The following is an 18,629-nucleotide window of genomic DNA, read 5'->3' as shown; positions in this document are numbered from 1 at the left end:
TAATGGCCCCAGTAGTAATTTTCGGGTGTAATACAGTGCGGAGCTGCCCCAGGCGACCTACCTGCACGACGCGATCCTCCGCGCCGAGTCAGGCTGGGGCCGTGACGTCGAAAATCGCCCGAGGCATCGGCTAGGTCGAGCAGTTGCTCTTGATGGTGGTTGTCCCACTCAGCACATGATCTAAATCGTGCTTAGAAGCTTCTCGGAATCCAGATCTCGTCGCTCCAAGAACCGCATGTGGCGGTTTGGAAAATGCCCTCTCGATCACAGCCTTGGACTGAGAAAGTAAAAGTCTCGGTCCCATGGTGCTCAGGTAGGCGTCTCACATTGTTTGGGGTGAAGCCATAGAATCCAGTCCACGCTGTCTCGCGCCCCACCCTCACCTGGTTGGGCCCGCCGGTGTTGTGCCTCCAACGGACGTTGAAGTAGTCCCAGTCACGCTGGGTGCGACCCCACCGGAACACGATCATGTTGCCAGCGTTATAAACCCTTAGCAGATTGCCGCCGCCCAGGGCAGGCGACCACATGATCTGTCCATTGACGAACCGCTGGAACGAGCCAACTCTGTTGGGGTAACCGAACTCTTTGGTTATCGGGCAACCAAAAACACTGTGTTCACCACCGTTCGTGCGCCAATGATCCCCGATGAGACTGCCTGGCCCTGCCACCAGGTTGGGATCACATGCGACGTCAATGGCTTGTTCCGATGCCGCCTCGGCGGGTGAAAGCGCTGCGGTCGCGGCGAGGGCTGCTGCGGTCAGCAGCGTTCGTGTCGTTAGAGACATGGTCTCCCCCCATGGATTGTGGTGCTCTGATACGAGGAATCGGTTCGCTCAGCCCCTGACTACATGCTCAGGAGGCACGATGAGGCCAGCGACACGCTTGGCTCGTTCGCCAAAGCCCACTTACCCTTAGAGATCATCGATCAACCCTGTGACCTGCGTTGATACGGAAGGAAGAACCCATAAATAGTGGGGGCAGGCCCTGCTCGGCGGAACATCATGAACGGCTCGAGTGAGTACAGCCCGCGCGAAGGGCTCCTGCGGTGTGCGGGGTGAGGACAGGTCGGGGATGGCAGTCGTGGCCGCGATCTGACCGAGGATACGACGTCATGCCTTCACCAGGCGGGTGTCTCCTCTCATCACCGTAGGTCAGGTGTAGGCGGTTACCGTGACGTGCTGGCCGGTCAACGCGGCCAACTCGGCCAAGACCGGGGCGAGCTCAGCGCGCAGGGTGGCGAGGTGAGGGGCGGTGATCTCGTGCAGGATCACCCGGAGGCGGGCGGCGATGAACCGCATCCGGGTGATGTCGGCGGCCGGGATCGGCTGGGCGGGGTCGGTGGCGGCCGCCGACAGGGTGGCGAGGCTTTCGGCGAGTTCGGCCAGGCCGTCGGCAAAATCCTCATCGCCTTGCGCGGCGACGCGCTCGGCGTGTGGCGGCAGCTGGTGGGCGGCGGCGAGTAGGCGTTTGCCGTACTCGGCTAGCCACTGGTCGCCGCGCTGCTGGGCGCGCAGCGCTTTCTCGTTGGAGGCCAGGCCGGCGTGGCGGGCGCGGCCGCGTAGCAGCCGGTTGTGCATGGTGGACTTACCCAACCCGCCCGCGGCAACCCCGAGGTCGGTCAGGGACAGGCCCGCGGTGATGCCTTGTTCCAGCAGCAGGTGCTCCAGCCGGTCGAACTCCTGCTGGGCTTGGCGGCGCGCCCCTTCCAAAACGACCAGCGCGTCCAGCACATCGGCGCCGATCGCTCTGCGCGAGACGCGCTGGTGGCCCAATACGTAGGTGACCAGCTCCACCGGGTGGTCGGAGGCCTTTTCTAGGTCGGGGTCCCCGAGTCGGCGGCGCCGATCCAAGATCGCATCCGTGGCGTCGCGGCGGGCCCGATCAGACAAGGCGCGGGTTTTACGGGAGGACATGCGTCCATATCATATGGACGCCCTCGGGGCGGGTCGCCTCCTCAGGGCACATCACCGTCTGCGGCTCGGGGTGGTGCGGGCTCGCCGCACCACAGGCTCATTCCCGTCCGCAGGGCAAATCCGCTGATCAGCCGAGGCAAGAGCGGCGGGGTTGGAGCGTCTTTCCGTCGAGGTCCTCGTCGCGGCCTTGTGCCATCGGGTTGTCACCGTCATTGGCTGAGCCGCGCTGCTGGTGTGGCGCAGTAGCGGGTGCCGTCGGTATGACTGCTGATGAACCTCCGCCCCTCCGCTCCTTCGCCCGTACTCGCCTTCGTACTCGTCGTGCGGCATGTGGGCGTCCGCCGCCGCCTGAACCATCACAAGGTCGCAGGGGGCAGGTGCGACTTCACTGCTGGTCGGCCTGAATGGGCCAGCGGGAGGCGGCATGGGCGATAGGGCATCAGCTGTCCTCGATTCGCAGCTGCTCCAGGGGTGCAGCCGATTGATCAGCTTTCGCTGGGCTGGAAGGCTCTGGAATTGGTGTAATTACGTGGCGGAATGTAGTAACTCCGGCGCATCTTGTTGTGTTCGCTGACTCCGGGCGAGGATTTTGTGATGACCTCGACACCTGACCCTCCGCACGAGCACGAGGACCGTCTGATCGGCGGTATTGAGGCGCCCGCTGCACTGGTTGAGCAGATGCGTCAAGGGGTCAGGGGGTGGGTGCGCTTTGGCGCCTACCACGTGCAGATGGGCACGGACGGGGTGCGGCTAAGCGCTCACCAGATGCGTCGCGGCGCTGCCCAGGTGGGGCGTACAGCGCCCGTTGTCGTGCTGGCCGGGTTGAGTGCCGCAGCGCTGGCGCCGGTTGCGGTTGCCGCTGGGGGTGTGGTGCTAGGCGGTATGGCCGGGGCGGGGATGGGAGCGCTGGCCGGGCTGGGGACGAACATTCTGAGTGAAATGATCGTCCGCGGCACCGACCGCTGGCGTGAACCCACCCCCGCTGGCGCTTCTTTCGGGTTGGAGGAGGCGCAGCGTGAGCTGAGCGCGTGCATCGAGCAGGTCCTGGACGCAGATGATGAGCGTGCCGCGCAGTTGCGCGAGGAGATCGCCGCCGTGCTGGATCAAATCGATGCCGCCGAGGCCGCCGTCCTTGAGGCGATGGAGGTGGGTGAGCAACGGATTCACACCCACCTGGCCACGGTGTTCGCTGAGCTGGGGCAGACCTTCACAGAGTTCACTTTCCTGCTGGCCGGCCTTGAGGGCGCCGCAGTGCGGATCCAACAGACATTGCAGCGTCAAGACGCCGAACACCGCGCCGATCGTGAACGCAGCCGCCGTCAATCGGCCGAGTTGACCCTTATCCGCGATCAGCTTGCCGTGATCGACAAACGCATGCGCTCGCGCCGGAGCAAGAACGCCACAACCAGCGGGAACCCCTCGACCACCTGGGTAGGGGCGTGTCCGTATCCGGGGCTGGTGGCGTTCGGCGAGGATGACGTGGAGATCTTCCACGGCCGTGAGCAGGTCAGCGCGCAGTTGGCCGCGGTGATGGCTGAGCGGCTGAGCGGGCCGAGCATGCTGGTCGTGACCGGCGCCTCGGGAGCAGGTAAATCCTCCTTGCTGCGCGCCGGATTACTGGCCCGGCTGGCCAGCGGCCGACTGCCCGGGATGCCGGAGGCGGCGCGTTGGCCGCGGCTGGTCATGACCCCGACCGCCGATCCGCTGACCGAGCTGGCGGTGCATCTGGCCGCGCTGGCAGGCATCGACGCGGTGACATTGACCGACACGCTAGCCGCCGCCCCGGAGCGCGCCCCTCTGGTGATGCGCCAAGCCGTGGCGAAATACCTCGAAGAACACCAGCGCGGTGCTCGGCAGGCGCAGCAGGCGCGATTGATCGTGGTGGTGGATCAGTTCGAGGAGATCTTCACCCTCGCCGCTGACAGCACCCGATCTCCGCTATCGGCCACCGGCCAGCATGATGCTGCAGCGGCTCTGGGCGCTGATGCGCGCCGGGAGGCGTTCGTGTCGGTGTTGCACGCGGCCGCACACGTTCCGGTTGGTCCCGATGAATCATCGGCCGCGCTGGTCGTGCTGGGGATACGCGGTGATTTCTGGGACCGCTGCGCCGCCTACCCTCAGTTGCTTGAGGCATTGGAGGCGGGACCGTTCACGGTGCGGCCGATGAGCGAGCCGGAACTGCGTCGCGCCATCACCGGCCCCGCCCATGCCGCCGGCCTCCAACTAGAAGCCGGGCTGGTCGACCTAGTGCTGGGCGAACTGCGCACGCACACACCCGGCCTCACCCGATCGGGGCTACAGGTGGGGGAGGGAGCGTTGCCCTTGTTGTCCCAAGCGATGCGCGCCGCCTGGGACAACCGCGAAGACGATCGACTGACCCGGCATGGCTACGGCAGCGGCGGCGGCATCGCCCACGCGGTCCAAACCAGCGCCGAGGCCGCCTACACCGCCTTGACGCCAGCGCAACAGGGCCTCGCCCAGCAGCTGATGCATCGGATGACCGCCGTCTTACCGGACGGCCACTACGCGCGGCGCCCCCTCACCCGCCAGGAATTACACACCGGCCACCCACCCGAGCAGGCACACCAGATCGATCTGGTCGTAGAGGCCTTCACCACCCGGCGCCTGATGGTGGCTAATGGCGACAGCATCGAACTCGCCCACGACGTACTGTTGACCGCCTGGCCACGCTTGGCCGGCTGGCTGGCCGGAGACCACCACGAACAAGCCCTGTATAGCGAATTGATACACGACGCTACGGAATGGACCAGCAAAGACCGCGACCCTTCGTTCCTTTATCAGGGGATTCGGCTGGAGACCGCCCGCACCGCCACCAGACGCTGGCAGGCTGACCCGGCGCGGTATCCCGGCCTCAGTCTGCCCGGCCCGGCAGATGCCTTCTTGGACGCCAGCAAACACGCTGCTACCCGCACCCGGCGTCGCTGGCAGGCGCTGTTCGTGGTGTTGGCGACGCTACTGGTGATCGCGATCGTCACGGCGCAGGGCGCTGTCCGCTCCGGTCAGGAAGCCGAACGTCAACGCGCCGTGGCACTCAGCCGCAACGCACAACTCCTGTCTCGCCAAATAGCTCTCCACAGCCAGTCTCTGCTCCCCAGTGACCCAATGACGTCGGCACGGTTGGCCGCAGCGGCCTGGGCCATTGCCCCCACCGCTGAGGCGAGGGGAAGCATGTATGCGCTACTCAGCCAACCCGCACGTGCTGTCTTGACCAACCATACCGAGCGGGTGGTGTCGGCAGCTTTCAGCTCGGACGGCACCCGCCTGGTCACCGCTGGGGAGGATGGGACGGTGTGGGCCTGGGACCCAGCCACTGGCAAACAGGTTGGTGCCTTGCTCACCGGCCACACCGAGCAGGTGGTGTCGGCAGCCTTTAGCTCGGACGGAACCCGCTTGGTCACCGCTGGAGTCGAGGGGACGGTACAGGTGTGGGACTCGATCACTGGCAAGCAGGTTGGTGCCCCGCTCACCGGCCACACCGACTATGTGTTGTCGGTGACCTTCAGTCCAGATGGCACCCGCTTGGCCACCATTGGACGCGACGAGACGGTGCGAGTGTGGGATGCGGCCACCCACCAGCAGGTCGGTGCCCCGTTCAACTACACCGCCTGGGTGTCCTCGGTGGCGTTCAGCCCGGACGGCGCCCGTCTGGTCACCGCTGGAGACGAGGCGATGCGGGTATGGGATATAGCCACCCACCAGCAGGTCGGTGCCCCGTTCTCCGGCCACACCGGCTCAGTATTGTCGGTGGCATTCAGCTCGGACGGCACTCGCTTGGCCACCGCTGGAGGCGATGGGACAGTGCGGGTGTGGAGTACGGCCACCCATCAGCAAGTCGGTGCCTCGTTCACCGGCCACACGGGCCCGGTGTTCTCAGTGACGTTCAGCTCGGACGGCACCCGCTTAGCCAGCACAGGACGCGATCAGACGGTGCGGGTGTGGGACACAGCCACTGGCAAGCAGGTTGGTGCCTCGCTCACTGGCCACACCGCGTGGGCATCCTTAGTGGCGTTCAGTCTGGACGGCACCCGCCTAGCCACCGCTGGAGACGAGAGGGTGCGGGTATGGGACACAGCCACCCACCAGCAGGTCGGTGCCCCGCTCACCGGCCACACCCGCTCGATATTGTCAGCAGCGTTCAGCTTGGATGGCACTCGCTTGGCCACCGCTGGAGATGATGGGACGGTGCGGGTGTGGGACACGGCCACTCGCCAGCAGGTTGATGTCTTGCCCACCGGCCACACCGGTTGGGTGTGGCGGGCAGCCTTCAGCCCGGACGGCACCCGCTTAGCCACCGCTGGGGAAGATACGCCGGTGTGGGTGTGGGATCTGGCCACTGGCAAGCAGGTCGGTGCCCCCCTAGGAGGCAACCACATCGGGCAGGTGATGTCGGCGGCCTTCAGTCCGGATGGCACCCGCTTGGCCACCGTTGGAGAGAATGGGGCGGTGCAGGTGGAGGAGCTGGCCACTGGCAAACAGGTCGGTGCCTCGCTCATCGGCCACACCGGCTCGGTGTTCTCGGCGGCCTTCAGTTCGGATGGCACTCGCTTGGCCACCGCTGGAGGTGATGGGACGGTGCGGGTGTGGGATGCGGCTACTCATCAGCAGGTCGGTGCGCCGCTCACCGGCCACACCAGCTTGGTGCTCTCGGTGACCTTCAGCCTGGACGGTACCCGCCTGGTCAGCAGTGGAGCGGACAAAACGGTGCGGATCTGGAACGTCGCGTTGCCTCGTGATCTTCTCCGGGCGGTCTGCGGCATCGCGGAGCGGTCGTTCACCGCTTATGAGTGGCAGCGATACATTCCACGCGAGCCGTATCGGCGAAGCTGCTGAAGGCGCCCTGCGATTCACCATCGGCCACAAGCAGCCTGCTGAGCGTGCCGTTGGCGCTGAGAAGGATCTTGCGGTATCGGGTGCCGTGCTGGGGCGGTCCGGAGATCGCGCTGTTGATGGGGTTCAATCATCGCCCGGAGTTTGCGGTGTGGCGGCCGGGCGAGTACCCCTTGACGGCCCCGAATGGTCCTGACCACCTCCACCGCCGCCCGGCTGTCACCGGGCAGGGCCAGCCACTGCGGCGTTGCCCCTTCGGCTAGGGCCACCACCTTGGGACGCTCCTCTCAGTCGCAAATATCAACGTACCGTTCTTCTAAAACCAGATTCCGTTCGTAACGAAACAAAACGATTCCGGCCGCCATGCTGGCTCCGGAGAATGACGATTCCCCGGAGTTGATCACCTAGACTGACGGCCATGACGGAGATCGCTGAGACCGGCCCAGTGCTGCCCGCCGCCCTGCCCGCAGCAGTACCCGCCATGCTGCCGGCGACGCCCCCTGTCGTGCTGGCCACGGTGCCGGCCACCGCTCCTCGGGATCAGAATTCGTATTGGGTGTATCTGGGATCGCTGCCCAGTGCGGCCTCGCGCCGCACTATGCGCCTGTGCCTGGACCAGGCTGCACAACTGCTCGGCTTTGCCGACGGCGCGATGGTGCCGTGGGGGATGCTGCGTTTCCAGCACACCGCCCGGCTGCGCACCCTGTTCATCCAGCAGACCTATCCGGGTGCCGACGGGCGGGCGGTGGCCTGGTCGCCGAGCACGATCAACAAACACCTGAGCGCGGTGCGCAAGGTGCTGGAGCAGGCGTGGATGCTCGGGCTGATGAGCGCGGAGGATTACCACCGTGCCCGCGCGGTGAAGAACGTTCCCGGCGGCGCCCGGGCGAAGGCCGGCCGTTCAGTCGCCGACCAGGAGGTCGCGGCCATGCTGCGCGCCTGCCTTACCGCGGGCACCCTGATCGGGCTGCGCGACGCGGCGATCATCGCCGTTTTGCAGTCGACCGGTATCCGCCGGGAGGAGTTGGCGATGGCCACCCGCGCCGCCTATGACCCTGGAGAGCGGCGCCTGGTCATCACCGGCAAGGGCGGCAAGTCCCGCGAGGTCTACCTGCACGAGGTCGCCGCCACCTACCTCGGACGCTGGATCGCCGCCACCGAACACATCCGCGGACCGTTGTTCGTCCCGATCAACCGCTGGGGCACCACGCAACCGCGGCACCTGACCCCGGACGCGGTCGCTGACGCCCTCAACGTCCGCCGCCTGGTCGCCGGCCTGCCCCCACTGACCCCGCACGACCTGCGCAGGACGTTCGCCGGCGACCTGCTGGACAACGGCGTCGACCTCGCCCGCGTCCAGCAACTCCTCGGCCACGCCTCCCCGGTCACCACCGCCGGATACGACCGGCGCCCCGGCCGCCAACGCAAAGCAGCCGTCGACACCCTCACCCTGCCCCGCCCCGAAGACCTCACCTCGGCCACCCGACGAGCACGGGGCCCTGACGCGGTCACATGAATACCGACCCGCGGAGCGCCGATTGATCAGCACAGAGATTAACCTCCAAAATGGCGTTCATGTCGTTCCTCGTCTGCGCCCAATGCGAGCGGCGTCTCACCACCGAGATCAGCCCGGAGAACGCTCCGCCATCGGCCGGCCATAACCTTGCGGGCAAGGCCCGGATGGCGCCGGGGACCTATACCTCCAGTTGGAACAACGGCTTCATCCTGCATCCTGACGATGTCACGGGCACAGAACGCCACCCCGACCCTCAACGTCTCAACGGATGCTGCGGCCTCGATGGACTGGATGGCCTCAACCTCGTCTGTCCCGGATGCGGTGCCGAGCTCGGCACTCAGGAATCGGACTGCTGGAAGCCGCATTTCGTCGTAACGCTTCCAGGCGCGGCCACCGTGATCGCTAACCACCAATCCGACGAGTCGGCCCATCAGCACTGACGCCGCTGCGGCGAAGAGCTGAACATCACTTGGAGGGCAGGGGGCATATGCCCCTGCCCTCCTCCAAAGGAGCCTGCGAAGCTGGCCCGCCGAAATCACGGCGGTGGTGGGCGATCGGCTCGGTATGGGTGGCAACGAAGTGGTGATCAACGGCGATGTTCCTGCTGAACGCGCACGCCTCCCTCATCGCCGCCGGACCGTTCAGGAGAGCACTGATGGTTGATCTTGGTTTCGTCGGGCTGGAGCAAACCCGCCAACGATTACCAACTGCTCGGGGTCACCGACGGCGACACCCCCACGATCGCGATGGCGATCCGGATGGTATCGATCGACACCCCCGAGAGTGCCTACGGCGGCACCCCCACCACCGCGCAAGCCACCCTGGAGCGCACCAAGACCCGCCTGCTGGACGGCACCTACGACGCTCTGCCGCAAGAGCTGCGCACCTACCTGCTCTCTCGCCTCCCCCCGGACGCAGCTGCCCGGCACCTGGCCGCGGGTAAGGCCGCGGCCGCCGCCCACCAGGCGATGGTGACCGCCCGGCTGACCCGCCCCAACGGCTCGCAACGCAAGCTCGCCGTCATCGCCACCGGCGAGCTCATCGAAGGCAACGGACGCCTACTGGCCTACACCGGCACCTGGTTCACCGGCGGCGCCGGCGACCCGCTGCCGCCGCGTGATGATCCGCGGCGGCGCACCTTCAACCTCGACATGGTCGCCGCCGACTGGGCCGCAACCTTCCTCATCCACCCCTCCCTGCCCACCGCGGCCGACCTGACCCTGCTGGTGGCCGACGCCGAGACCGCGTGGGCCGACAAGCGCGGGGCATGGGCGCAGTTCGGTGAGGACCTGCTGCTGGGCTATGAGTACCGGGCCGCCATCAAACTCGGCGCCCGCGACCTATCCGACGGCCCCGCCGCCACGATCGATCAAGCGTTCCAATGGGTGTGCGTAGATCTGCGCACCCTGACTGAGGTCGGCCCCTACGGCTACCACCAGGTACCCCCCTCCCAGAGGTTGTGGATCTGGAGCAGCGACCTGGACCAGGCCCGCCGCGACCTGCCCATCACGCCCTGAATCTCAGCTCCTCTGGCCGGCACGCCCCTTTGGGCGGTGGCGGTGAAAGGGGAAGGGGTGGTTACCGGATCACGATGCGGACGGCGGATCGGTACCGATCGAAGGAAACCATCGCTGCGCGGCAATCACCTGTTTTACGGTGAGTGATCCCGTGATCCGCTGCGCATGCCATCCGGTTATGCGCGGGCGAACGCGGCGGGTTCAGGGGCCAGGTGGCGAAGCGGGGCAGGCAAGGGCAAGGGGCGGGTGGCGTGGAGATTGAGCTGGCCAAGGTGAGCGTGAAGAAAAGTCTCATTCGATCTTGGGCTGTGGCGGTGTTGGGATGACCGCCATGGGGGTCACGAAGCGCGGCAGCGTGTCCGGTGCCGGTGGCCAGGAGGTCGTCTCGGCGCGTTGCTGGCTGTGCACGGTCAGCGTCTCGTCCATCCAGGCACCGACCTCCTCAGGGTTCAGGCCTCGCCGGAGCGGGAGTCCTCAAGGGCGTCGGGCAGCTGCAAGCGCCAGCCTCCAGCGGATGTGACGCCAATCTGGGGGCACGGTTTCGTTCCTACCGGATCCCCCAGAGTGGACGTCGGCTCCGCCACTGTCATCTACGAGGGGGCGCGATTACTGTGGGTCTGCGACGGCTCTGAGCCGGGGCCGACGGAGGAGGGCGTGCTGCTGGCGCGGTGTCGCAAGCGGACGGTGATCAACCGGATCGCGGCGGCGGCCACGTTGAAGCCCGCGGCGATCAGCGGAATCCAGGGAAGGAAGTCCTGCATGGTCATCTCCTGAAGGTGAGCGTGACGCGGGTCGGCCGGAACCCGAGGTGCGCCAGCCCACAGCCGGAGCGATGGGCGGCAACGCCACCATCGCCGCCAGATCAGCGTGCAGCCGATCCACCGGGCGGCACTGGATGCGCCGGTGATGACGGCTGTTGGCCACAGGCAGCCAGCCGGCCAGTTGTGTGTTGAAGTCTTGCGGGCAGGAAAACTCCCTGCCGGGCAGGAACGAGGTCTCCAGATAACCGTTGGCCCGCTCGACCATCCCTTTGGCCTCGGGATCGCCCGGCCTGCACTGCATGATGCCCACCCCCAGCGCTCCGCGAAAGGCATTGGCGTCCGCGGTGAGCTGCGGCTGGCCGCCTCGCCACTGGCCGATCGCGCTCTCGTTGTCCCACACCAGCGTCTTGGGCACCGCACCCAGCTCCGACAACAAAGCCCAGTGCCCGGCGAACAGATCCCCCGCAGTGCGCGAGGGCAGCATCCGGGCCATCATCCACCGCGAGTAGCCGCTGACCATGACCAGCACCGGCGGGCCGGCCAGATGCCCAGCCCCCACCGCCACCTTCACCGGCGGGAACCACAGATCACATTGAGCCAGCTCACCAGCGTGATAGGTGGTCCGCGACGCCGGATCGACCGGCTTGAACCGTGGCCGCAGCACACGGATCCGGTCCTTGAGGACCGTGATCGAGCGTTCCCAGCCGATCCGCTCGGCGATCACCGTCGCGGGCATGGTCGGGAACTGCGCCAGCAGCGCCCGGATCTGCGGCTCGGCCGCGTCCACGATCGATCCCTTGCTTGGCCGCTCGTACTTCGGCGGGCTGTCGGCTGCCAGTGCCCGTTTGACGGTGTTCTTCGAGATACCCAGATGCCGAGCGATCGCCTTGATCGGCATCGCCTCGGCTCGATGCAACCGGCGGATCTCCGCCCAGTCCTCCACCTTGATCACCCTCCAGAGTGACTACAAGGGGGTCACTATTCGGCCGTCGCCAGGGGGTCACCGTTCGCGCGTCGTCAACATGGTGGACAGGGCTCGTGCTCGACAGGCAGATCCCGCTATGGGCTATCGGTACGAAACTGCCACATCACCGCATTGAACTGCTGCCGCGGATCCGAGATCGGGCCTCATTCACCCAGGGGCAGGTCAGGCTCGATCAAGGACCATTTCTCATCGGTGAGCTCTCCACGTGCCATGACGATGATCTACCGGGGCCACAGACCAACGCGTAGGCGAATCCCTCTGATCGCAACTCCGTACAAGCCCCAGCGCAACTGAGCAAGGCTTCGTGCGCGCAAAGTCAACTACGCGGCCTAAGAATCATAGATACTTCTATACAAGCCAGAACTGCTCTTATTGAGCACAGGAAATGATGTTCGTGAAGAGATGGAGATTGGTAAACGACGGTAGATGGATTGGGCTTCGCTGCGATTTCAGGGCGAAATGCGCGGTCTGTCGCGATCGAACCCCATCCCGGCCTTATCTGCTTAGCCGGACGGCACGCGAGATTCGGTTTGCCACAGCAAAAGCGTTCAATCGTGTCCTTTTCGCCAACGCTGAAAACTGTCTCATGATCTCAACCGCCAGACATGGTCGCGATTTGTATCTGAAAATCCGTGAACACATTCATGAATTGCTTTCGCAAATAAATTTAATCTTTCACCTTGTAATTATCATAGCCGCATCCAACATCGGAACGGAAGTAATATCATGCTCAGAAGAAGCAAGTCTGCGGCCATTTTTGCCGCCGCTACCGCGATTTGCGCGACCTTGGTAGTGGGAGGAGCGTCGCAGGCCAGCGCAGAGCCCAACCCGTGCGCGGGAAAAAACAGCGACAGCTGGTCGGGCAGCCAGAGTCATTCTATTTCGGGTGGGCTGCGTACCACGAGGATCTGGGGTACGTGGTATAACTGCCAGCACTCTGGGCAGTCAGATCGCGTGAAGATCATCGCCGCAAACGGTAAGGACGGCGAATGCATCACAGCCCCCCCTGGGCAGAGCAAGTCGTACACCTTCACCCAGTCGTGGCCCTCGTATCTGCCTGCCCCCAGCTACGACACATGGAAGCGATGCTGAAACAGCAATTCCTCGGGAATGCCGACAGCTGAGACTCCAGCGGTCAGAGACCGTGTCATAGCCGATGGCGAACGCCTCGCTTCTCTCGTGTGGAAGCGGGGCGTTCCTGCTACGTCTCAATTCGTTGGAAGTCAACGCCGTCTTGGGTGGGCGCCTCTGCCGATCGTCGCCGGCAACAAAGAGCAGGCACGTCCCCCCGACCCGCCGGCCGCGCTCCCCTCACCCGCACAGCAGCCCCCGGCCCGGCACGCGCCGCTTACGCCGCCGCAGCCCATCCGGCCGCCGGGCACCAGCGCGCCCGGCCCGCCGCCGCCCGCCAAAATCGAATTCCCGCCGCTGTCCCCAGCCCGTCAGCGGCTGCTGCAGATCTACGGCAGGACCGGCGCCCGTCTGCTGACCCGAAGCGAGAACGGCGACAGCCAGCGCTGCATGCACCTGGCCGTCATCGCCCTGCTGCGGGGCTATTCCACCGAGGCGCAGCCGGAACTGCGCCAGGCCCGCGTCGCCGATCACCCTGATGTGTCGAGACTGCTTGACCATGCCGGTCGGCTGCAGGCCAGTTACTGGCGGGCCGCTGCTGATCTCGCCTATACCTACGGCCGTGACTACGAGCGGGCCGATCCGACCAAGCTCAGCGTCGCGATGTTCTTCTACCGGCTGGCCAGCGACCACGGCCACGCCGCGGCCGCTTACCGGCTCGCGACGATCCACCAGGACAAGGGAGAGGACTGGGCCGCCGCGAGCCTGTTCAGCCGGGCCGCCGGCTTCGGCCATCCCGAGGCGGCCGCGAAATTCAACGGCGCCTCCCACCAGCTCACCCAACCCCCGTGGAACGCCGCGGGCGTCTTGCCCCCAGGCCTGATCGACGAAGACGAGCCTGCCAAGGAACCCCCCTCGCCAACCGGTGACCCTCCCCCGGAGTTCGCCTGAGACGGCCTGCTGACCCTCGGCGCTGGCTCGCCCCCCGAACGTCGCCACACGACACGCTGAGACGAAGAGATCGCACCCCACGCTCGCCGCGACGAAACACACTGCGGCGGGCCAGGCTAAGCCGACGATCAGGATCTTGTCCCTTCCCTTCGGGCGGGGGGTTCTGTTTCCGAGACCCCCTTCATCAAAGTGTCTATCAGTGCTCGCCTCGTCACTTCAGGTGAATGCTCAATTTCTGTGATTCCTCAACATGCATTTCCACGCCGAAACGGCCAACCATGCGCCACCAGATGGTCGCGGCCGGGTTGCGGCTCTGCGGCCGCCCCCGGCCCGCACCACCCCGCCGGCCTCTGCTCAGTTCAGGTCGACCGCGCTGATCACGGTGAGATGCTCGTCATCGCCCGCCAGGGTCAGCACTGGCATCTGCCCGCCCGCCTCGCCCAGCTGCTCTCCGGCGGTTCAGCCCTGACGGTCGGCCCAGCAGCCGCCGCATTCGTCGCCTCGACGGCGGGCTCCGGGGTGCCGCGGGCAGGCGGGGCTGTTCGGCGGCGGGGCGGGCAGATCGTTCAGGCGGTGCAGCAGGACCCGGCCGTGGTCGCGGATGCCGCCGGGATTCCGGGTCAGGTACTCGCGCAACGCCATGGTCGTCCATCCGTCCGCCAGGGCGGCCGCCACGGCAGGGGCGGCCTTGCCGACAACGGAGGCGGCGAGTCGCCAGGGAGCGGGCAGGGTCCGCAGGAACGTCGTCGCGACCTCGCTCGGGACGGTCTGCGCCGGAGTGTCACCCGACTCCGTGGCGGGCGAGTGGGTGCCGAGCGCCGCGTCCTGCCCGGTGGCTGGAGACTCCTGTCCTTCCTCCCCTTTCGGCGGCACACCCTCGGGGAGGGCGGCGGCGGAGGGGGCGGCGGAGGAGGTCTTCGTATCGTTCTTCTTGGTCTTCTTCATCTTCGTCTGGTTCGTGTGCGCCCCAGCGCATGACCCGGATGCGCTGGGGCGCACAACCGGGATGCGCTGGGGCGCACCACGTTGTGCGCTGGAGCGCACAACGGAGTGTGCTGCGTCTTTACCGGCCTTTTCGGCGACCAGGCGTGCCTTGCGTGCCTGGTGGAAGTCGGCTGAGGAGATGAGCCCGGCATAGCCGGGGGGCGGGGTCTGGTGGATCTCGTACACGTGGCGGCCACGCAGCCCGCCGCTGACGCGTTGTTCGTAGACGTTGATCGCACCGAGCTCCACCAGCTGGTCGATGTAGCGGTCGACGGACTGGGGGCGGCTGTAGCCGAGGATCTCGGCCAGGGCCTCGCGCGAGGGCCAGACGGTGAAGTCGCCGCGCTGCTGATTGACGTGCATCGCCAGTGCCCAGTACAGGGCCTTGGCCTGGCAGTCGATGTCGCCGAGCACCACCCAGTCGCCGAGCTGGGTGAACGGGGCGCGCCGCCCGGCGGTGACGATGATCTGCTCGCCGAGGTCCGCCGCCCCACCCGGAACCTTGCCCGCCCGGGTGGCCGCGGCGTTTCCCTCCCCTCGCGGCCGGGGCGTCGGGGGCTGGCCGGGCGCGCTCATGCCGCCTCCGCCCTGTCCTGGCAGAGCCGGGCGTTGACCTCGGAGCTGTGCGGCGCTCTGAGTGTTACGAGAAAAATGGAACGCTCCATTCGGGTTTGCCTGGTCTGCCCCTGTGCGGGAGGGGAAGAGCGCCCAAGCGGGTCACGAGATGGCGCCGGCCACGGGGAAGCGGTCGGCCGTCCGGAGCGGCTTTCCCAGGGCCGCCGTCGCGGGCCTCGGCGAAGTGGTCGGAGCACGGCCGTGCTCCCGTCTCCGGTCGCCGACCTCTCCGGGCCGGACCGTGCTCCAGGACCCGCCGCGAATCACGGCCTCCCCCATGCCCTGCCTGTCGTCACCGGGCGGTCTCCACCTCCCGGGCCCGGGCGGGGCGCGGACGGCCGCCGCATGCGGGTCCTCTCCGGTTCCGACCCTCGCCGGCCGGTCGGCGCCCTGGGCGCGGCGGCCCGCAGGAGGGTCTCCTTCCGTCCAGTCCGCGAGGGCGCGCCACCTCGGTGACAGCACGTCGCCGGTGTCACGCCGTTTGAAAATTCAATGGACATATACGCAAAGTAGGTTTCATATCAACACAGAGTAATAAGGTTTATCGAAATGGTACAGAATGATTGCTCAGGGTGATGAGCCGAGATCGATCCTGAGGTGAGCGCGACCGAGGCGGACGGGTGATCGCCCGTCGGATGGGAACCTCATGAGACCGCGTCCGTGAACCACGGCTGAACCGGCCGGATAGGTTCGGTCGGCGCGTCCGCCCTGTCGCGCTCCGCTCTCGGATCGCGGTGGCCTGGCCGGTCGTGACTCGGTCGTGGCCGCGTCGCCCGGTGGCGGCCCGCGGCACCGGCGGTTCGCTGCTGGACGTGGGGGCGCTCATCGGAGTCTTTGCGGTGCAGGCCCCCACGGGCGCCCGGGGGGCGCCCGGACTGTCGAACACGGCCACGACGGGTTCGAGGGGCGCGACGGCTCCGGCTCAGCGGCAGCCCCTCGCCGATCACGAGCCGTCGCCAGGCGGTCAGGAGGATCCGGCGGGTTCGCCTGAACCACCCGGCGAGGCCGGCGGAGCGCGGACGGACGTCAGCGGCGCCGACGCGCCCCTCGCGCCTGTCTCGACCGGTCGGGATCACGTCTCCGGTGCCGGCGCTCATGGCTCGGGCCTTCCGTTCTGCCGCGGCCGATGGGCGCGGTCCGGCGAACTGCGACGGGATGTGCCGATCGCCGTCGTTACGGCGTGTCCGACGGGCGACGGTCATCCTTGCGCGCGTCGATGACGACATTGGTCATACGGCCGCATTGCCAGTACCACTCCCGGACGCCGTGCAGCACGCAGACATAGACGGAGCCGATCTCCGTGGAACGCTTCACGGCCTGCGCGGCGACCTGGTCCCAGGTGGCTGTGACCAGTGTGGTGGTGCACCGTTCGGCGCCGACACTGACAAGTGTGTACACCTCGATCTTGTCGAACATGGTCTCGACGCCATCGAGCAGCTGAGGCTGGTGCCAGAACAGGAAGGTCAGCCAGGCGGGCCAGGCCAGCGCCGCGAGCGGTATCAGCAGTGTCCCGGCAATCCACAGGTGCGCGTTCATCGCGACTCCCTTCATCGCAGCCCTGTTCCGGTGACCCGCCGCCGGCGCAGGAGGCATGCCCTTCGCACCGGCGTTCTGAGGGCTCGGGCACCTGGAGAGGTTGGCCGAATCGTGACGGCTCGCCGGGCGACAGGCTGGGCACGAGCCCCGGAGTCGCCCCAAACGACTCCGGGGTGTCGCCCTCCCCGCTTCCCGGCGGCCGCGACCTCCACCGGCGTCACCGGTGATGTTCCGGGTATGCCGGGGACGCCACTGCCCGATCGTGAGGAGGGCGGCCGGCGCCGAGGCCGGAGCCACCCTCGGCGCTGAGGGGCTCGACACCGCCGTTTAGGCGGCTCCGCCTCGAAACGGCCGGTGACGTGTGGTGTCGGTCCCCCCGACCTGCACCACGCACCAGACCGTCACCGTCTGCTCCGGCGAGTCGCCGGTCCCCGCCCGCGGGTGGCACTCCCTTGAGCACCACCTGATCGGTCGTGGTCACGGCGCCTTCCCATCGGCGGCGTCGGCGTCGCCGTGGCCGAGCAGGCGTTCGCCGCCGGTCACCATGCCGCCGTTGTCCTCCGATGACGGCGGTGACCTGTTCGTGGTTCCCCACCGGTTCGCAGGTCACCTTGCCGCCGTTCATTGAGGTCCCGGCCGTGACCGGAAACGATCGCCTGGCGGTCGGCGCCTCCGCCCCCTACCGCCAGGCTCGCCGTGGAGGACAGCCCGTCACGGGTTCGGCCGAAGACGCGTGCCGAGTACCCGGGCATTTCCGTCAATCTCGCGGAACGGGCTTCCTTCGTGCCTGTACGGGCTCTGTCGCCGCTCGCGCTCCGGGTGCGCACGAGCGTTCACCGCTCGTCCGCGCGGGCACCGGAACGTCCGGGCGTCCGGGTCTCCCGGCGTCCGGGCGTCCGGGCGTCCGGCAGCGACGTCACCGGTTGCCGCAGGCCCGTGTCAGCGGTGCTGGCCGCCGCCACCATGCTGGCCGCCGCCACCGCCACCGGGCTGGCCGCCGCCACCATGCTGGCCGCCGCCACCGCCACCGGGCTGGCCGCCACCGCCACCGGGCTGACCGCCACCGCCGGGCTGGCCGCCGCCACCATGCTGGCCACCGCCACCGCCGGGCTGGCCGCCGCCGTGCTGACCGCCCCAACCGCCGTGCTGACCACCGCCACCGCCGTGCCAGCCGGGGTGACCGTAGCCGCGGCCGGGCAGGCCGTACCAGCGGCCGGGCAGGCCGACGGGCTCGTCGCACCAGTCACCCGGCAGTGCGTACTGGCGGCCGCTCACGATGTAGACCGGGCGGCGCTGGCTCGGTCCGCAGCTGGGCGTGACGTACACGCCGCCGTTCACGACGTACTGGCAGCTGGGGAGGGTGTACTGGCGGCCGTTCAGAATGTAGACGCGGCCGTCGCCGGCGCCGTACTCCTGACCGGGCAGGCCGTACCAGCGGCCGGGCAGGCCGACGGACTCGGCGTCCCAGGCGCCCGGCAGGGCGTACTGGCGGCCGTCCACGATGTAGACCGGGCGGCGCTGGCTCGGTCCGCAGCTGGGCGTGACGTACACGCCGCCGTTCACGACGGACTGGCAGCTGGGCAGGGTGTACTGGCGGCCGTCCAGAACGTAGACGCGACCGCCGCGCTGGCTGTATCCGCGGTTGTTCGAACCGTACCCGCGGTAACCGCCTCCCCGGCTCCACGAGTTGCCGGGGTACGGGGTGGCAGCCTCCTGCGCGGCCGCCGTGGTGGTCGCGGTCGCCGCGCTCGCGGAGATGTCGGCCAGCGCCGCTGGAGTGACCAGCGCGGCCGCGGTGAGGGCACCGGCGACGAGAGCTTTTTTCATCGTCAAGGGACGACTCCTTTTCGTGAGGTTTACCGGCGGGGACGAGCCCCGTCCTGGCCGGCGGAATGATGAGTGCGCATTCGGTGAGCCAGCGGAGAACGACGC

General features: G+C 67.4%; 11 protein-coding genes and 1 pseudogene. 5 read left to right on the top strand and 7 right to left on the bottom strand.

Annotation, left to right across the window (positions count from 1 at the left end):
• Window positions 1-191 precede the first annotated feature (191 nt).
• Both AC5L38_RS41325 and AC5L38_RS41320 read right to left on the bottom strand, forming a co-directional pair.
• A complete protein-coding gene (locus tag AC5L38_RS41325) occupies window positions 192-785 on the bottom strand; it encodes an LGFP repeat-containing protein (RefSeq protein WP_495248278.1) in 594 nt (197 codons plus the stop codon).
• Between the two features lie 366 nt (window positions 786-1,151).
• Window positions 1,152-1,913, bottom strand: coding sequence for a hypothetical protein (locus AC5L38_RS41320; protein ID WP_495248277.1), 762 nt, complete (start codon window positions 1,911-1,913; stop codon window positions 1,152-1,154).
• 594 nt (window positions 1,914-2,507) lie between these two features.
• On the opposite strand from AC5L38_RS41320, the gene AC5L38_RS41315 reads away from it, so the two are divergent.
• The 4 genes from AC5L38_RS41315 (at window position 2,508) to AC5L38_RS41300 (ending at window position 9,794) form a co-directional block, all read left to right on the top strand.
• Window positions 2,508-6,764: an nSTAND1 domain-containing NTPase gene (locus AC5L38_RS41315; protein ID WP_495248276.1), complete on the top strand. Its 4,257-nt coding sequence runs from the start codon at window positions 2,508-2,510 to the stop codon at window positions 6,762-6,764.
• Between the two features lie 415 nt (window positions 6,765-7,179).
• Window positions 7,180-8,277 (top strand): tyrosine-type recombinase/integrase, encoded by a 1,098-nt coding sequence (locus tag AC5L38_RS41310; protein WP_495248275.1) that lies wholly within the window; start codon window positions 7,180-7,182, stop codon window positions 8,275-8,277.
• Window positions 8,278-8,336: 59 nt separating this feature from the next.
• A complete protein-coding gene (locus AC5L38_RS41305) occupies window positions 8,337-8,717 on the top strand; it encodes a hypothetical protein (RefSeq protein WP_495248274.1) in 381 nt (126 codons plus the stop codon).
• A 219-nt stretch (window positions 8,718-8,936) separates the two neighbouring features.
• Window positions 8,937-9,794 carry a hypothetical protein gene (locus AC5L38_RS41300; protein ID WP_495248273.1) on the top strand — a complete coding sequence of 286 codons (858 nt, stop codon included), beginning with the start codon at window positions 8,937-8,939 and terminating at the stop codon, window positions 9,792-9,794.
• Window positions 9,795-10,085: 291 nt separating this feature from the next.
• Here the strand turns inward: AC5L38_RS41300 and AC5L38_RS41295 are convergent, their stop codons facing one another.
• Window positions 10,086-10,220: a hypothetical protein gene (locus AC5L38_RS41295; RefSeq protein WP_495248272.1), complete on the bottom strand. Its 135-nt coding sequence runs from the start codon at window positions 10,218-10,220 to the stop codon at window positions 10,086-10,088.
• Between the two features lie 378 nt (window positions 10,221-10,598).
• Window positions 10,599-11,507, bottom strand: a pseudogene (istA, locus tag AC5L38_RS41290) (IS21 family transposase); the annotation flags it as partial.
• A gap of 1,554 nt (window positions 11,508-13,061) precedes the next feature.
• Between istA and AC5L38_RS41285 the strand changes: the two are divergent.
• The gene (locus tag AC5L38_RS41285) at window positions 13,062-13,562 is read left to right on the top strand and encodes a hypothetical protein (protein ID WP_495248271.1); all 501 of its coding nucleotides are present in this window, start codon (window positions 13,062-13,064) and stop codon (window positions 13,560-13,562) included.
• A 459-nt stretch (window positions 13,563-14,021) separates the two neighbouring features.
• On the opposite strand, the gene AC5L38_RS41280 is transcribed toward AC5L38_RS41285, so the two are convergent.
• From AC5L38_RS41280 to AC5L38_RS41270, 3 genes are all read right to left on the bottom strand, one after another.
• The gene (locus AC5L38_RS41280; RefSeq protein ID WP_495248270.1) at window positions 14,022-15,122 is read right to left on the bottom strand and encodes a helix-turn-helix domain-containing protein; all 1,101 of its coding nucleotides are present in this window, start codon (window positions 15,120-15,122) and stop codon (window positions 14,022-14,024) included.
• 1,212 nt (window positions 15,123-16,334) lie between these two features.
• Window positions 16,335-16,697, bottom strand: coding sequence for a hypothetical protein (locus tag AC5L38_RS41275; RefSeq protein ID WP_495248269.1), 363 nt, complete (start codon window positions 16,695-16,697; stop codon window positions 16,335-16,337).
• Between the two features lie 939 nt (window positions 16,698-17,636).
• Complete coding sequence (locus tag AC5L38_RS41270; RefSeq protein ID WP_495248268.1) at window positions 17,637-18,524, bottom strand: hypothetical protein; 888 nt, start codon at window positions 18,522-18,524, stop codon at window positions 17,637-17,639.
• Between the last annotated feature and the right edge of the window lie 105 nt (window positions 18,525-18,629).

It is taken from the genome of Streptosporangium nanhuense (genome assembly GCF_059358815.1).
This window is presented reverse-complemented; position numbering and strand designations above follow the sequence as displayed.

Bases quoted from the DNA above. Each gene is read 5' to 3' on its own strand.
- AC5L38_RS41325 (WP_495248278.1), bottom strand. From the start codon at position 785: ATGTCTCTAACGACACGAACGCTGCTGACCGCAGCAGCCCTCGCCGCG.
- AC5L38_RS41320 (WP_495248277.1), bottom strand. From the start codon at position 1,913: ATGTCCTCCCGTAAAACCCGCGCCTTGTCTGATCGGGCCCGCCGCGAC.
- AC5L38_RS41315 (WP_495248276.1), top strand. From the start codon at position 2,508: ATGACCTCGACACCTGACCCTCCGCACGAGCACGAGGACCGTCTGATC.
- AC5L38_RS41310 (WP_495248275.1), top strand. From the start codon at position 7,180: ATGACGGAGATCGCTGAGACCGGCCCAGTGCTGCCCGCCGCCCTGCCC.
- AC5L38_RS41305 (WP_495248274.1), top strand. From the start codon at position 8,337: ATGTCGTTCCTCGTCTGCGCCCAATGCGAGCGGCGTCTCACCACCGAG.
- AC5L38_RS41295 (WP_495248272.1), bottom strand. From the start codon at position 10,220: ATGGACGAGACGCTGACCGTGCACAGCCAGCAACGCGCCGAGACGACC.
- AC5L38_RS41285 (WP_495248271.1), top strand. From the start codon at position 13,062: ATGCACCTGGCCGTCATCGCCCTGCTGCGGGGCTATTCCACCGAGGCG.
- AC5L38_RS41280 (WP_495248270.1), bottom strand. From the start codon at position 15,122: ATGAGCGCGCCCGGCCAGCCCCCGACGCCCCGGCCGCGAGGGGAGGGA.
- AC5L38_RS41275 (WP_495248269.1), bottom strand. From the start codon at position 16,697: ATGAACGCGCACCTGTGGATTGCCGGGACACTGCTGATACCGCTCGCG.
- AC5L38_RS41270 (WP_495248268.1), bottom strand. From the start codon at position 18,524: ATGAAAAAAGCTCTCGTCGCCGGTGCCCTCACCGCGGCCGCGCTGGTC.